Below are 15,440 nucleotides of genomic sequence, written 5' to 3'. Positions count from 1 at the left end.
CGTCGCCTTGGAAAGATTTATAAAAAGAGAAATTTCAATAGTTTTATGGAGAGATTAAAATGAAGAATGAAAAATCAATTCAAAAAACACTATTCGATAATGAGAGTAAATTTAAAAATCGAAAAATTATAATCAATAAATCAAAAATATTAGAAGTTTTAGATGATTTACTTAAAATCCAGAGCCTTCAAGAACTGAAATTAAAGTTAAGGCAATTAAAAACTAATATTTATTCGACAAACAACGATAAAATTGGTATTTTAAATATTGATAAGAACGGTGATACAATTGAGATTAAATATGATTACATAATAGATGAATTAACCCAGATAGAGGAAACTTTAACTTTAGAAAGAGCCAAGTATTATTTAAGAAGGTTAAAGAAAGCTTTGGTAGAAGTTAAAACAAACAAAATAAATGATATAAATCTGAGTAGATGGAAAGAATATGAAGAAATAATTACAGATAGCTTATGGCTATTTGATAAAAGAGATTCTTCTGGTGCTCATCTCGCTTGGTATTGGGGTAATTTCATTCCACAAATCCCTCATCAATTGATGTCAAGATATACTAAAAAAGGTGATTGGGTTCTGGATCCTTTTGTTGGAAGTGGAACAACATTGATTGAATGTAGGAGATTAGGTAGAAATGGAATTGGTTTTGAAATAAATCCTGAAGTAGTTGGGAAAGCAAAACAATTAATAGAAAAAGAACCAAATAAATTTAATGTGGATATTATTACAAATATTGAAATGAGAGGAATATGAGAGCGCATATCCTCATCACAGATAGTAGAACATTCCCAGTAGTGAGAGATAATGGATTCTGGGGAGTTGGAGTTAAAGGAATTCCATCTAGATATGAAGATGTCATTAAAGAAAATCTAAAAAACGGTAAAAAGCCTTATTTTGGAATGATTGCAGATATTTTAGGTACAAGAATTGGTGATATAGTATTTTTTTATGAGCGACAAGTAGGTTTTCACGGAATATATAAAATCATTAGCAAACCGTTTTTTGATCCTACTCCTATTGGTTGCGTTGACTCAACATGGCCATTAAGATTGAAAGTAGAATGTATTAATTACTTTCCATTATCCGTTCCAGAAGATTTACTTTTTTCGTCAAGAGAATATGAATCCAAATGTTGGGGATGGTTTTATAGAAAAATTCAGGGAGCAAGAGGGATAAACACGATTAATCCTGAAACAGCGCAAGTACTGGTGGAACTTCTTGTAAAGTTGAATGGGAATGCTATCAATAAACTAAAATCTATGAAAAGTTATCCAAATAAAACTACAAAGGGAGTAATTTTACCAATAGATAAGTTAAGCAAAAATGGTAAAGTACTATTAGAAGATATACTAAGAGGTTGGATGATAGCTAATATTGATAATCCTAACCATAATGATATAAGAAAAATATTCGGCCCAGTGGAAGATATAGAATGGTTTGCAAACAATGTTCCTTATCATGTAACACGAAAAAATATAGATATACTATTTTATCATAAAAATGCTAAATACACAGGCTATCCCTTGCGTTACAGATATACTGTTGTCGAGCTTAAAAAAGACAAAGCAGAAGCAAAAGATATTTCCCAAGTTATTGAATATTCAAAATGGGTTGCAGGTAGATTGGCCGGTGGAGAAGTTGAGATGGTTCAACCTATATTAATAGCGTTTGATTTTAAAAAAAGTGCAATAATGAAAGCTAAAAATAGTGATTTTTCAAATAAAGGAATTGAGTGCTACAAATATAAAGTCATAGATAACAATATAAAATTTGAAAGGTTGGAAATATGAGAAAAGTGCAACCTCATAGAGTAGTTTTGCATAAAAAGATAAACGAATTTGAAACAGAAATAGACTTTGGACATGAGCTCTCAGACGGTTTTGGTATTCCTGCAATAGTCATTAACTGTCCAATTGAAAAGAAATTTAAAAAATATAAAGGATTCGACGAATATGGTGAAAAAGTAGAAGGAATTAGTTTTGATGATTGTATGGATTGCACTTTTTTTGGGGAATTGGGCTCTGGGCAAGAAATTATTTGTTTTTATAGAAATAAACTAGAAAAAAGGCAAAACGAGGGAATACAATGCTTTTTCCGTGGGAAGTAGAAAGACTAATTTCTCTAATAAAAGATGAAAATAATGGACAACACTTATCAGGACAGCATTTTACATTTGATATTACAAGATACGAAATAAATCAGGGGCAGCAAACAAGTACCCATAATATAGGGACACCAATTCAAGTATCTTTGAATGATGTTAAGAATTCAGAGACACACTTACAAGCGTATATTTTACAGAATTTAAGTATAGGAAATAACAAGTTTTTACCACAGATTTTTGGAAGAAATATAGTATGGATAGGAAATGAAGTTTTCGCAGGGTCTGGAATGCAAAAAATAGATCTTCTAACAATAGAAAAATTAGATGAAACAGAATATATTTATAGAATAATAGAACTTAAACACCCAAAATCTGGAATAGGTGTAAATTTTGCTCCTATGCAGTTGGAATATTATATAAATTGGGCAAGAGAGGATATAGGCGGACATATTCTCGGTGGTAGAAGATTTAATATAAAGCCTATACTTTTATCCCTTGCTAGACAATTTAATAATATACCAAATTCAGTTATTTCTCAAATAAGGTCATTAAATCAAATTTCAAGTTCTCCAGAAATTTGGGAAGTGGATTACAGTGGAAATACGAATAAAGTTTAATAGAATTTACAGCGACGGCGGGCACTCTGCGGTGCTTCGCACCTTGCCCTTCTGGTCACTTAACAGGAGGTTATACGCCATGCCGTTTGAAAGGCAAAAAAATGAAAGGATCAACACTAATGTGGTGGGATAAAAAGTTGAAAATAACCAAGAAGTTCGACATAGATGCTGATGTAGTTTTATACTTAGGGGATACTTTGGATCTCCTCAAACAAATTCCTAACAAAACTGCGGGTCTTATTGTTACTTCACCCCCTTATAACATAGGGAAACCTTATGAGAAAAAAATTAACCTTCAGGAGTATATAGAACAACAAGAGAAGGTTATTAAAGAGTCTATTAGAATTACAAAAGACAATGGAAGTATATGTTGGCAAATAGGCAATTATGTTGATAACGGGTCTATTATCCCACTGGATATTCTTCTCTATCCTATTTTTGACAAGTTTGGTCTTAAGTTAAGAAACAGAATAATTTGGCATTTTGGACACGGTTTACATGCCCGAAAAAGATTTTCTGGCAGATATGAAGTTATACTTTGGTTTACAAAGTCTGAAAACTACATTTTCAACCTTGATGCCGTTAGAGTTCCTCAAAAATATCCCACTAAGAAATACTTTAAAGGACCCAAAAAGGGAGAATTATCTTGTCATCCTCTTGGTAAGAATCCTACTGATGTATGGGAAATCCCAAATGTAAAATCTAATCACCCGGAAAAAACTATTCATCCATGTCAATTTCCTGTAGAGTTAATTGAAAGACTTGTTCTTGCTCTTACGAATCCAGGTGATTGGGTGATCGATCCATTTATTGGTGTCGGTTCAACAGCGATAGCTGCTATCTTACATGGCAGAAAGGCTGCTGGTGCGGATATAATTGAAGAATATATAAAAATCGCAAAACAGAGGATTGAGTTACTTCTTAGAGGTAAATTAAAACTAAGACCTATGGGCAAACCAATTTATAAACCAAAACATCTTAGAATGGAAATAGAAGCGGGTCTTTTTGATTATTTGGAAGGTGAAAAAAATGAAAAAAGTCTTTGAATATTCTCATCTTGGAGGCTTAGAGATATTAAAAGTAAGATATCCTCATATAGAGCAAGAAATAGATGAAATCATAGATTCTGTTAAAATTACAGGTAGAACCAAAATAAGTAAAGAGAAAACAAAAATGGGAAAATTATTGTATTCACCTAAAGACATGAATAAAGCATTCAAAGAGGAATTTTACAAACGGGGTTATAAAGAACTAAAAGATTTTTATGAAATAGACTCTTACGATACGAAACACAAGATAAAGGCATTTAAACAGATAGACTTCTTAAAGGAAAGAGTCTTGGTTGAAGTGCAGTTTGGTAAGTATGCTTTTATGTTCTATGATCTTGCTAAATTCCAATACTTTTACAATAAAAATCAGGCAGATGTTGGTATTGAGATAGTTCCATGTTATTATCTTCACAAAGAAATGTCCACAGGGGTCTCTTATGGTGAACAACTTGTTTACGATATTGAGCGACTTCAGAGAAACTTTCCTAGCGTTCCTATAAAAGTAATATTCATAGATGTATGATAAAAATGAGCGACACGGCGTATAACACAGCGTATCTGGCTTCGGTGCTTTGCACCTCCACCCAAATTCCCCATCGGGGAACTTCAGATACGCTGGGAACGTTAAGCGAAATGCGACAAAAAATAGAAAGGTAAAAAAAGAAAGTGCTTGAATGATGGGGTGGATATTATTCATTATTGCAATTATTGCTATCCTGATCTACATGCAAAGGAAGAAAGAACATAATAATTCAACCAATTGTTCAAAACCTAATATAATGGAAGGTGAGTCCAACAATAAACCAAAGATAGAAGATAAAGAAGAGACAGATAAACTTCTTCAATATTTTCGTCAAACATTCACGCTTGAGTTTAATAATAATCAAGAAGTTTCTATGAATGAGGACATCACAACAATTTCCATAAACAAATATAACCAACCAAAAGTTACAAGTGATGTTCAGAAAAAGATCGATAGATTACAAAATATAACGAAGTCCATTGAAAAAAACCTTATACAAACTACTAGCAAAAAAGAACATTTGAAAAAGTTCAAAATAGATTATGAAAAAAGCTTGAATGAAATGCAATATATCGCTGCAACAACTATTGAGGGACCTCTTTTAGTGATCGCTGGAGCAGGAAGTGGAAAGACAAGGACTATTGTTTATCGTGTAGCTTTTCTATTAGAAAATGGGATACCTCCTCAACAAATACTTCTTTTGACTTTTACAAGAAAAGCCGCCAATGAAATGCTTGCAAGGACAACCTCCTTATTAAATGATATGCGATGCCAAAAGGTAATGGGTGGAACCTTTCATTCATTTGCTAATTATTTACTGCGTAAGTACTCCAAGTTTTTAGACATTTCTCCTAATTTTACAATTATTGATACTGTTGATTCAGCAGATGTAATAGACTTGATTCGTCGTGAATTGCATTTTGAAAAAAGAAATCGGGCTTTTCCTCGAAAGAGTCGAATTCAAGAAATAATCTCAAAATCTAGAAATTGTAATATTACAATAAGAGAAGTAATTAACCGTGAATTCAAGGGATTAACTGAATTCGTCAAAGATATAGAACTAATAGAAAAGGCATATTCAGAATATAAAAAAGCTAATAATCTTTTTGATTACGACGATTTGATGGAATTTCTTCGTGATTCTCTAAAAAATAACCTTCAATTTCGCAGGAATGTTCAGGAAACTTTTCGGTATATTATGGTTGACGAGTTTCAAGATACAAATATTATCCAGAAGGAGATAGTTGATCTAATTGCTAAAAAATATCGTAATATCATGGTAGTAGGAGATGATTCACAAAGCATATATTCATTTCGAGGAGCAAATTTTGAAAATATACTAAGATTCCCAGAAACATATCCTGACTGTAAATTTATAAAGCTCGAACAGAACTATAGAAGTACTCAGAATATTTTAAATTTTACTAACTCAGTAATAAACAATGCAAAAATTGGTTATAAAAAAAGATTATTCTCAACTAATAAAAGTGGCTATAAACCCATAGTTGGAAAGTTTTATAATCAAGAAGATGAAGCAGAATACATTGTTTCAAAAATACTCGAAATTAGAGAAAGAGGGATTTCCTTGAATCAAATAGCTGTCCTTTATCGTGCTTCTTATCACAGTAACTTTATACAAGCAGAACTTTTAAAAAGGAATATTCCATATGTAGTTTTTGGTGGGGTTCGCTTCGCTGAACGACGACACGTCAAAGATATTATTGCTTACTTACGGATTATCCTCAATCCTTTTGACCCAGTTTCATGGAACCGTGTTTTAAAATTGATTCCTGGTATTGGGAACGTCACAGCCAGCAAGATAGTATCTCACATTCACAAGCTAAATGGCAAAATTGATTTCAGTAGTTTTGCAAACTATAAGTATTCATCTGACCTTGAAGAACTTGGTCGTGCTTTGAATCAGGCATCCAAGCAAGAAGTCACAATTCCTGAAAAGATAAAGATATTGAAAGATTACTATTCCCCTATTTTAAAAAATATAGAAAGTGATTACGAAATAAGATTAATGGATATCGATGTGCTCTATAATCTTGCTTGCAAGTATGATGATTTAGAAAGATTCCTTTCGGATTTTGCTTTAGATCCTCCTTCAAATAAATACCAAAATCAAACAAACCCACTTATTGATGAAACCGAAGATAAACCTTTAATTCTGTCAACTGTTCATTCGGCAAAAGGCCTTGAATGGAATAGCGTATTTATTCCTCATCTTTTAGATGGACTTTTCCCCTCAGAAAGATCTATTGAAAATATAGAAGAATTAGAGGAAGAACGTCGACTATTTTATGTTGCATGTACTAGAGCTAAAGAACAATTATTTTTAACGACGCCCTCGCATGTGGCTTCATGGGATGCTTTTTTCACACTTCCCTCGAGGTTTCTTGTGGAGGTCGAAAAAGAAAAGTATGAATTACTCAAATAATCACACCGGACTTCGCACAACAGCAGATAAAAGGGGAATCAAAAATTTCCCTAAATTACCTTCGGCAAATTTTTTATCCGCAAAATATTTTCGTAAAAACTAAATAAAGAAAGGAGGAGCAATAATGACCAAATTGTGGAGAATCCATATTAGACCAACAGGGCCGGAAGGAAATGTTAATGTAGATGAAAGTGTAAAATTATGCCTGGACCAAAAGGTAATAGGTATAGGATGGAGAGTAGATAAAAAACCAGCTTCAAAAGATGAATATAAGAAACTAGGAGAAAAGAAATATGGCGATATTGGTTGGAAAATTAACGCGAATGCGATTCTAGACAGAATGGAAATTGGAGATTTAGTCTGGTTCAGGGACACAAAAGGTGTCTATTATTTAGGAAGAATCACAGGAGAATGGGAGTATAGAGATAATGAAGAGAATCTACAAGCAGATATAGTAAACGTTAGACCTATTGAATGCTACAAAGTTGGTACTAGAATTGCAGGAAAAATTATAAATAGTTTTTTTAGAGGAAGGACGGTGCAGCAAATACATGATGATACTGCACTTTTATTTTCTAAAGTCGTGTACAATGAAAAGTCCGGATCTATGTACTATGAAGTAAAAAATAAACCAGATATATTTAGTTTACTTTCAACAGAAGATTTAGAAGACGTGGCAGGACTTTATTTACAGTTAGAAAGAGGTTATGTTCTAATCCCCAGTTCAAGAGGACGACTCGATAATACTATTAAATATGAATATGAATTGTTAAATAGAAATAATGAAAAAGCTTTTGTGCAGGTAAAAAGTGGAGATATTAAAATAGATCCAGATGAATATAAAGGATCCGAGGGTAAGTATTTTTTGTTTAGTCCAGCGGGCTATAAATACACAATTGAAAGTGATACATTAGAAACATTATCTAAAAGCACTATTAAAGAATTTCTAGAAAAATATAAAGATATATTGCCCTTTAATATTAGAGTATGGGTGGACTTTTGTGAAAAACAAAGATGAGTTATTCCGATAACAACGGGCATATAGTTATACATGGCTACACCCAAATTCGGCAAAGCCGAATTTTGTATGTACGTAAGATGTTAGGTGAAATAGTTGGGAGTTTAGGAGGTATCTTAAATGAAAAATCCCAAAGTATTCATCTCATATAGTTGGAGTAGCCATCAGCATGAACAATGGGTTATTAATCTCGCGAAGGAATTAAGACAAGCCGGTGTAGATGTAATTTTAGATAAATGGGACTTAAAGGAAGGACATGATGCGATAGCCTTTATGGAAAAAATGGTAACCGATCCAGAAATAAAAAAGGTTATCATTGTATCTGATCGTGTTTACGCTCAAAAAGCAGATAGCAGAAAAGGAGGGGTAGGGACTGAAACACAAATAATTTCAAAGGAAATATATGATAAAGTTGAACAGAATAAGTTCGTTGTGGTGATTGCTGAAAAGGATGAAAATGGGAAGCCTTATTTGCCAACATATTATAAATCTAGAATTTATATTGATTTAAGTGAGCCTGATAGCTATGCAGAGAATTTTGAGAGATTACTAAGATGGATTTACGATAAACCTCTATATAAAAAACCTGAATTAGGGAATCCTCCTTCTTTTTTATCTGAAGGCGAGCAATTATCTTTAGGAACTACGGTTAGTTTTAAAAGAGCAATTGATGCAATTAAAGATGGGAGATCGTATTCCTATGGGGCCTTAGATGAATATCTTGAAACCTTTACCAAGAATTTAGAAAAATTTAGGATTAAAGATTATGAAGGCGAATTTGATGAAGCTGTTATAAAAAATATTGAAGCATTTCTACCTTATAGAAACGAGTTTATTAAATTTTTATTAACCATAGCAAGATATGATTTAAGAGAGGAGTTTATTGAACGTCTCCATAGATTTTTTGAATCTTTAATCCCGTATATGTTCAGACCAGAAGGTGTAAATAGTTGGAGGGAGTGGGATTTTGATAATTTCAAATTCATTATTCATGAACTATTTTTATATGCGGTAGCAATTCTCATCAAATTAGAACGATTTCAACAAGCAGCAATGCTTTTAAGTCAAAGATACTATGTGCCGGGTAACTCTGATTATGGACGTGATGTTATGGTGTCATTTACTATTTTTAGGCAGTATATGGCATCCTTAGAATACAGGAAAAAGAGGTTAAATCTCCGCCGTTTATCCTTGAGAGCCGATTTACTTAAGGAAAGGAGCCAAACAACAGGAATAGCCTTTAAATACTTAACGCAAGCAGATTTTGTTCTTTTTATTAGAGCGGGACTTCATGGTGAAAGATGGTGGCCAGAAACTCTACTATATCTCGTTAATTTCCAAGGTTCATTTGAAATTTTTGTAAGAGCTGAATCTAAACGATATTTTGAAAAGATAAAATGTTTATTTGATATAGATGATCCCAATGACCTTAAACTACTTCTAGAAGAATATAATCAATGCAGAAGACAATTGCCGACATGGCAATTTGAAAGCTTTAATCCATCTCTATTATCAAACATTGAAAGATTGGCAACAATACCATAATAAAATGGGAAATATAGATAAATGGTATGCATAAATGATCAACTACAATTACGTAAAAATGTACATACGACTACTACTCGCTCCGCTCAAATTCGGCAAAGCCTAACTCTATATTTACACAAACCATTAGGCAAAATCACATATTATATGGAAAGAATATAATTACTTTACCTAAAATAAAAACATTATCACTTTTCATAATTGCCACGCTTATATTCATTTTTCTAAGTTGTGACAACTCCGATTATGAAAACCTGGAACCGATAGAGGGTAATATCATATTCAATATTCAAGAAGGGTATCGAAATTTTGAATCCATTAGTGAACCAGGTATAATGCTATCAATGGCCACTGAGAAAATATATCCCTGTTTTAACTGGTCAATAATATCCGAGACAACAATACAGGGCAATAAGATTTCTATTAACATTTTAGGTATATATGTTCCTGAAATGTGTCTTACTGCTCTGGGACCTGCTAAATCTATATTATTCCTGGATATTTCTGAAGGGGAATACCCGCTATATTTTTCCGAGGATAAAAAACACGATTTTTAGTATCATAAGGAAGAATAAAAACGCCGCCTACACAGGATAAAATGGAAATTAAAGATTACCAAAAATGCCCTCGGCAACTTCTTTTATTCCCAAAACGTTAGACAAAAATAAAGAGGTAAGAAAATAGGAAAGGTAATATCATGTTTAAAAAAATATCAAAAAACATTATAAAATGATAAATTTATTTTTTCTATAGCTATCTTCTTTACAAGATTGAAAAATTGTTATTATATTAGTGTTGATTTAAAGTGAGGGAGTAGTAATGAACCTAAAAAAAATTAGGGAAAAAATTGATATAATTGATTCTAAAATCTTGAAACAACTTAATGATAGGATGATCTATAGTATCCTTGCAAAGAAGTTTAAACAGGAGATTGAAGATAAAGATAGGGAAAATGAGATACTAGAAAGAATAAGTTCTTACAAAGAATCTCTTATAGAAACAGAGGTTTACAAACAGATATTTCTTGAAATTTTTAAAGAGAGTAAAAGACTTCAAATGCATGATTATAAAATAATAGCTTTTCAGGGGGAGCATGGTGCCTATAGTGATGTAGCCGCAAGAAAGTGGTTAAAGGAATGTGTGACTGTACCATGTGTTGAATTCCGAGAAATTTTTGAAGGAGTTGAAAAAGGATATTATGACTATGGGATAGTTCCCGTTGAAAATACACTTGGAGGTGTTATTGGAGAGGTAAATGACCTATTATTAAAGACTAATTTGAATGTTGTTGGTGCTGTAAATTTAAAAATTGAGCACTGTTTACTTGCAATACCTGGGATAGATCACCGCGAGCTAAGAGATGTATATTCTCACCCTCAGGCTCTGACACAGTGTAAGGGATTTATAGAAAGGAATAAATTGAATCCATTGTCGTATTATGACACAGCAGGCGCGGCAAAGATGATAAGAGAAGAAAATTTAAAGACAGCTACAGCTATAGCGAGCAAGCTTGCCGCCGAACTATACAATCTGGAAATAATAAAGGAAAACATTGCTGACATTGAAAATAACTACACGAGATTTCTGCTACTGTCAAAGCAAAAAGCAAAAGAAAAAGGAGATAAATGCTCAATCATATTCTCAACTGCCCACAAGGCAGGCACGCTTTTCAAAGTCTTAGAGGTGTTTGCAAAAGCAAATATAAATCTGACTAGAATTGAATCAGTCCCGGAATCACCTGGCAGTTATGCATTTTTCCTTGACTTTATTGGTTCTGATGAGGATGAAAATGTCAAAAGCTGCCTTGAAAAGGTTAAAGAAATGACTCGTAATTTAAAATTTATGGGATGTTATAAAGAAATATCTGCATAATAAAAATTTTACAAAAGTTTACCTGTGAAGATTATTTGATTAATTGAAGTCTTAGCATTTAAAAGTACTATTGTTGAGATGTTGCCCATAAACTTAAAATTCTTCGCATCAGCTGCGGACAAGGCGACGATGGCCTTAATCTGCAAGGACCGTGATGCCAAGGTTAGTCTGCTACATGCGACTGTTAGTTAACAATTCATAACATCTATTGAATTGCTAACTATTCTTCATTATTTTTTGGGTCTTTCGTATTTAAGTTGCATTTTAAGTATTTAACCTTGGATTTAAAAGTCCACAATGCTGATGAATTTTTAACCTGAAATAATTAATGTCTTTGTATCCATAAGCCATTCTTTTCAATCTTTTTATTTTATTATTGAATCCTTCTGAAATTGCAGAACTAATTTTCTTGTGAAACCAGTTCAGAATATATTGCATTTTTTCTTTAAATTTATAAGATAATTCTACAAACGGTTTTAAACAACTTGACCGAGCTTGTTTAATCCATTTATTCAAACATTTTTCTGCTTGTTTTATATCATTAGAAGAATAAACTTCTCCCGAAGGGATTCTTCGAATAAGAAACTTTCTTTTAATAACATTGCATCATAAATAAACCTGTCCCAAAGTGATTCTTCGAATTTATTTCACAAAGTTTTTTTAGATGTTCTGCTTGATTTTCTGTAAGATTCTTTTTGTTCTTAAGTAAAATAAATCTTTGCCTGCAATTTACCAATTCTACCAATTCTTCATTTCCTTTCTCAAAAGAGATCCTTCGGACTTTCCTTGCTTTCTGCAATTCATCCTTCCTTACTCTATCTACTGCCCTGTTTAAATTCTGAATAACATGAAATTTATCATAAACAATTAATGCATTTACTGCATACTTATTTGTTGAACTTATATAATGTCTTGCTCCATCTAATGCTACTGACTTTATCTTTTTACAATCTCTTTCCCCTATTCCTTCATAATATCTGTTTAATACTTCTGACTTTCTCCCTTTTGCATTCCAAATTACAACTCTTTTATCTGTATCTATTACATTTGTTAAATATCTGTGATATTTACGATAAGAAACCTCATCTACGCTAATATGAATTGCTGATGGGGGTGGGTTGAGTTTTTCCTTCGCTTGCTCCTCTAATATCTCTTTATCTATCCTGTATACTACTTCATCATCTAATCCTAAATACCATCCTGCTTCTTGATTCGTTGTTATCCCTGTTAATCTGTTTACTTGTCTGGCAAATCTGTATGTTACCCGTATCCTCTTCTTTAACCACGAAATTTTTTCTACATAGATCTTCCCATCTTTCGGACATCTATATCTTCGCTTTTTCACATGTAAGTAAACCCTTCTTTCACTTATAGGTAAATCTTCTCTCAAAAGAGATCCTTCGGATACTATAACTTCTGTCTCTCCATGATATCCTGTCTTATGGACTTCCCCACATCCTGAACATACTGCTTCTTTCCTTTTATATGCTTCCAATCGTAAATGCATCTCATCCTCTGTTATTGAAATAATTTCTACTACTTTATACCCAGGGATATTCAATAATTTCGTCAGTGTATTTAAGTCCATTTTGCCTCACAGTTTTTCCCTAAATTATAACACTTTTTTACCTATAACTGTCAAATTTCTCTATCTCTTTATTTTTCAATAACTTATAAAAATGGCTCCACACTAAATACTAATGAACCTATTTTTTTGTATTATTTTCTTTAACTTTGCTGATACAATGCCTGCTTGTATTTGTCCAATAACTTGACTTGAATAATCTTTCATTCTCTGGTCAGTGCTTTTAGATAAATTTATAAGATACTCCTCAACAGATTGTGTAAGTATTCGTTGAAAGGATTCTTTAATTTCATCAGTAATAAGTCTACATTCTTTTATTTGTTCAATATAACTTTTTACATTGCTTTGAGGAAATTTTGACAAAGCATATTCAGCTCTCCATTTAACTCGAATACCTTTACCACTTAAGAATTCAATTGTATAAGCAATAGCTTTTTTATTATTCATATTTCTCTCTATAAGATAATTCAAAGACTTATCACCATATTGCAAGGCGCAAAGAAGAGAAAATGCCAATTCATCTTTGGTTAACCGTGACTTTTCAATGTACTTAAGTACTTTTCTAAATTCATTATGTGATGGGAGAAATTCGTGTCCACTCTCTTTCCAATTATTATAGTATTTATCAAACATCTTTTTATAATGTTTGATTCTTGAAAATATCCCCAAAATTTTTTCTGCGAGCACTAATAAACCTGTTACAATTCCTATAAGAACACTAACTACTGCTAATATATCCATAATACCACCGATAACTTATGCAAGAACTTATTAATATTGACCTAATGCCCTAATCAGCTGCACGGTTTTTGTGTCGGCTATATTTGCTTGGTTAGATTTACTATACATTTTTTACCATGTCTAAAAGGTGCCCCATCTTCTTGGAGCACTGGAAATTATAGTATGTTACGTCTATGAGGAATACCGTACTGCTCTCTCGCGTTTAGTGTGCTTTTTCTTTGTTCTGAAGTGCTTTTGCTTTTTTTAATCGTTTCTTTGCAATTTCGTGTAGATAATTGTTTTGTTTTTGAAGTCGTTCAAGTATTGCTACTTCTTCACTATATCGCTTTTCTTTACGATAAATGATAGCCAATTGTTCATAATACCAAGGAGCACAAAACCCATCCCCGCCATAAGATTTATCCAGTTTGGCCTCACGTTCTACTGCGTCAATTAACCTTAAAAGAAGATCAATGGCTTCCTGATGTTTTTTCTCACGTTTAAGCTTTCGAACTAAGTCTATGTATTCAGTATAATATTTTCCGTTAATAGATCCGGCTTTTTTCTTTTTTCTTTCTTTTTCTACAAATTTTTCAACGAACTTGTCACCTTCAGCGAGGTCTTCTAAACCCTCCCAATTATTCTGCATATTAAACATCATGACATCATTTTTTCTTGTTTTCTGCCTCCTTTTAAAGAGACTTTTTATCCATTTAACACTCCACCTCATTGTTGCTAATCCTTCTCTTCTTTTTAACCCATTTTATTCTTAATTTGCAGCACAATATCGCTTTCGAAAAGGTTGGTAAATTGTTCTTCCGGCAACTCAAAAAGTGTCTTTGGTTGGGAGGTTCCCGGAATGACAAGTTGCAATAAGCAACTATTCATGATATACGTGTTCGTCCATATAGGGCGTCTATTGTCTCCCTTTTCAAGCATGATTTTTACAACATTAGTCTCGATTTTCTTCAGTTTGTTCTCCTCATGCTTATGTAATCCAGTATACAGCATCATGCTAATTTCAGCTTCTTTAGACATATTTTTATCTCCTTACTTTGGTTTGATTTTCTTCACCTAACATAATACTATATAAACTCATAAAGCAAAAAATTATCCAATATTAAGAACAAGTTTTCAGTATTGGACACCGTTAGAAATATTAGGAACTTTTCAGCATATAATGTTAGACACTTTTCACGATGGTAATCTAGCACATTATTTCCTTTTAGGTGGTGCCTTTATCATATGTCGGTGTGTGGATCGGTATAAATTTTTAAAACCGGAAATACATACTGCAATTTACACTTTTGATTAGCATACCGTAGATACTCCATTAATCGCAATATGAAACCAAACAGTAACATCTCCATAATCCAGCTTGTACACGATAGGTTACTCAACACAGCTTTGGTCTAATCCGGTGTGTACACCACGGGTACTCGCTCAGGCTTCTTGTCGCAAACCAGTTCTTCTCCGAGCTCGCCCAATTCCTGTTTGAGTAGATTCAAGCACATGAATACAATGGCACACAGAGTCTGATTCTGGGTATAGTCAGCCATGTTTTGATGGACAGCCAAATGTCTCAGAAATCTTTCACCTCGGTCTCCTCAATCTCACGGTAGTACCGTTTGTTTAGGAAAGAAACGAATCTTTTGATTCAGTCTACATAAGCTTCTCGTTAGTGAGACTGTGGTTCTGAGTTTAGTGTGTTGATCTAAACTGACCCAGAAGATTCAACTTTTTAGGATTTTATCTATAAATAGACAAAATCACACCAATTTACAAAAAGCTTAAGTTAATGTTATTAAGGTATTAATAATCCGTATTAAACTTTTACGTATCATTAGTAATGTAATTATTTGCTTTATGAATGTCAATAAAAACTTGAAATTCATGTGTACAGTTCATTCACATGGTATACAGTTAAGGAGATTAATGGGGTTGATAGGG

15 protein-coding genes are annotated in these 15,440 nt (G+C 32.7%); 10 read left to right on the top strand and 5 right to left on the bottom strand.

Going from position 1 to position 15,440, the window contains the following annotated elements; translation table 11 throughout:
- Positions 1–59: 59 nt before the first annotated feature.
- The 10 genes from H0Z29_10575 to pheA all read left to right on the top strand — a co-directional run bounded on the left by H0Z29_10575 (position 60) and on the right by pheA (position 11,185).
- Positions 60–767, top strand: coding sequence for a site-specific DNA-methyltransferase (locus H0Z29_10575; protein ID MBO8131936.1), 708 nt, complete (start codon positions 60–62; stop codon positions 765–767).
- Positions 764–1,804 (top strand): hypothetical protein, encoded by a 1,041-nt coding sequence (locus tag H0Z29_10570; protein ID MBO8131935.1) that lies wholly within the window; start codon positions 764–766, stop codon positions 1,802–1,804. The genes H0Z29_10575 and H0Z29_10570 overlap by 4 nt, the downstream gene beginning before the upstream one ends.
- On the top strand, positions 1,801–2,121 hold the full coding sequence (locus H0Z29_10565; protein MBO8131934.1) for a hypothetical protein: 321 nt from the start codon (positions 1,801–1,803) through the stop codon (positions 2,119–2,121). Before H0Z29_10570 ends, H0Z29_10565 begins: the two co-directional genes overlap by 4 nt.
- Complete coding sequence (locus H0Z29_10560) at positions 2,100–2,735, top strand: hypothetical protein (protein ID MBO8131933.1); 636 nt, start codon at positions 2,100–2,102, stop codon at positions 2,733–2,735. The genes H0Z29_10565 and H0Z29_10560 overlap by 22 nt, the downstream gene beginning before the upstream one ends.
- Before the next feature lie 119 nt (positions 2,736–2,854).
- Complete coding sequence (locus H0Z29_10555) at positions 2,855–3,781, top strand: site-specific DNA-methyltransferase (GenBank protein ID MBO8131932.1); 927 nt, start codon at positions 2,855–2,857, stop codon at positions 3,779–3,781.
- Positions 3,765–4,307 carry a BstYI gene (locus H0Z29_10550; protein MBO8131931.1) on the top strand — a complete coding sequence of 181 codons (543 nt, stop codon included), beginning with the start codon at positions 3,765–3,767 and terminating at the stop codon, positions 4,305–4,307. Before H0Z29_10555 ends, H0Z29_10550 begins: the two co-directional genes overlap by 17 nt.
- Before the next feature lie 151 nt (positions 4,308–4,458).
- Complete coding sequence (locus tag H0Z29_10545) at positions 4,459–6,750, top strand: ATP-dependent helicase (protein ID MBO8131930.1); 2,292 nt, start codon at positions 4,459–4,461, stop codon at positions 6,748–6,750.
- A 124-nt stretch (positions 6,751–6,874) separates the two neighbouring features.
- Positions 6,875–7,768 (top strand): hypothetical protein, encoded by an 894-nt coding sequence (locus tag H0Z29_10540; protein MBO8131929.1) that lies wholly within the window; start codon positions 6,875–6,877, stop codon positions 7,766–7,768.
- Between the two features lie 120 nt (positions 7,769–7,888).
- Positions 7,889–9,313 (top strand): TIR domain-containing protein, encoded by a 1,425-nt coding sequence (locus H0Z29_10535; protein MBO8131928.1) that lies wholly within the window; start codon positions 7,889–7,891, stop codon positions 9,311–9,313.
- A gap of 819 nt (positions 9,314–10,132) precedes the next feature.
- Complete coding sequence (gene pheA, locus H0Z29_10530; protein MBO8131927.1) at positions 10,133–11,185, top strand: prephenate dehydratase; 1,053 nt, start codon at positions 10,133–10,135, stop codon at positions 11,183–11,185.
- 264 nt (positions 11,186–11,449) lie between these two features.
- On the opposite strand, the gene H0Z29_10525 is transcribed toward pheA, so the two are convergent.
- The 5 genes from H0Z29_10525 to H0Z29_10505 form a co-directional block, all read right to left on the bottom strand.
- Entirely contained in the window at positions 11,450–11,782 is a 333-nt protein-coding gene (locus H0Z29_10525; GenBank protein ID MBO8131926.1) for a transposase, read from the bottom strand.
- Positions 11,778–12,773 carry a transposase gene (locus H0Z29_10520; protein ID MBO8131925.1) on the bottom strand — a complete coding sequence of 332 codons (996 nt, stop codon included), beginning with the start codon at positions 12,771–12,773 and terminating at the stop codon, positions 11,778–11,780. The genes H0Z29_10525 and H0Z29_10520 overlap by 5 nt, the downstream gene beginning before the upstream one ends.
- A gap of 102 nt (positions 12,774–12,875) precedes the next feature.
- Positions 12,876–13,511, bottom strand: coding sequence for a hypothetical protein (locus tag H0Z29_10515; GenBank protein MBO8131924.1), 636 nt, complete (start codon positions 13,509–13,511; stop codon positions 12,876–12,878).
- A gap of 202 nt (positions 13,512–13,713) precedes the next feature.
- Positions 13,714–14,220 (bottom strand): tetratricopeptide repeat protein, encoded by a 507-nt coding sequence (locus H0Z29_10510; protein MBO8131923.1) that lies wholly within the window; start codon positions 14,218–14,220, stop codon positions 13,714–13,716.
- Between the two features lie 23 nt (positions 14,221–14,243).
- Entirely contained in the window at positions 14,244–14,528 is a 285-nt protein-coding gene (locus H0Z29_10505; protein ID MBO8131922.1) for a hypothetical protein, read from the bottom strand.
- Positions 14,529–15,440: the final 912 nt, after the last annotated feature.

This window comes from Candidatus Neomarinimicrobiota bacterium (assembly GCA_017656425.1).
Taxonomy (GTDB): Bacteria; Fidelibacterota; UBA2242; order UBA2242; family B5-G15; genus JACDNV01.
Note: the sequence above shows the minus strand (reverse complement) of the source record. Positions and strands in the feature narration are given on the sequence as shown.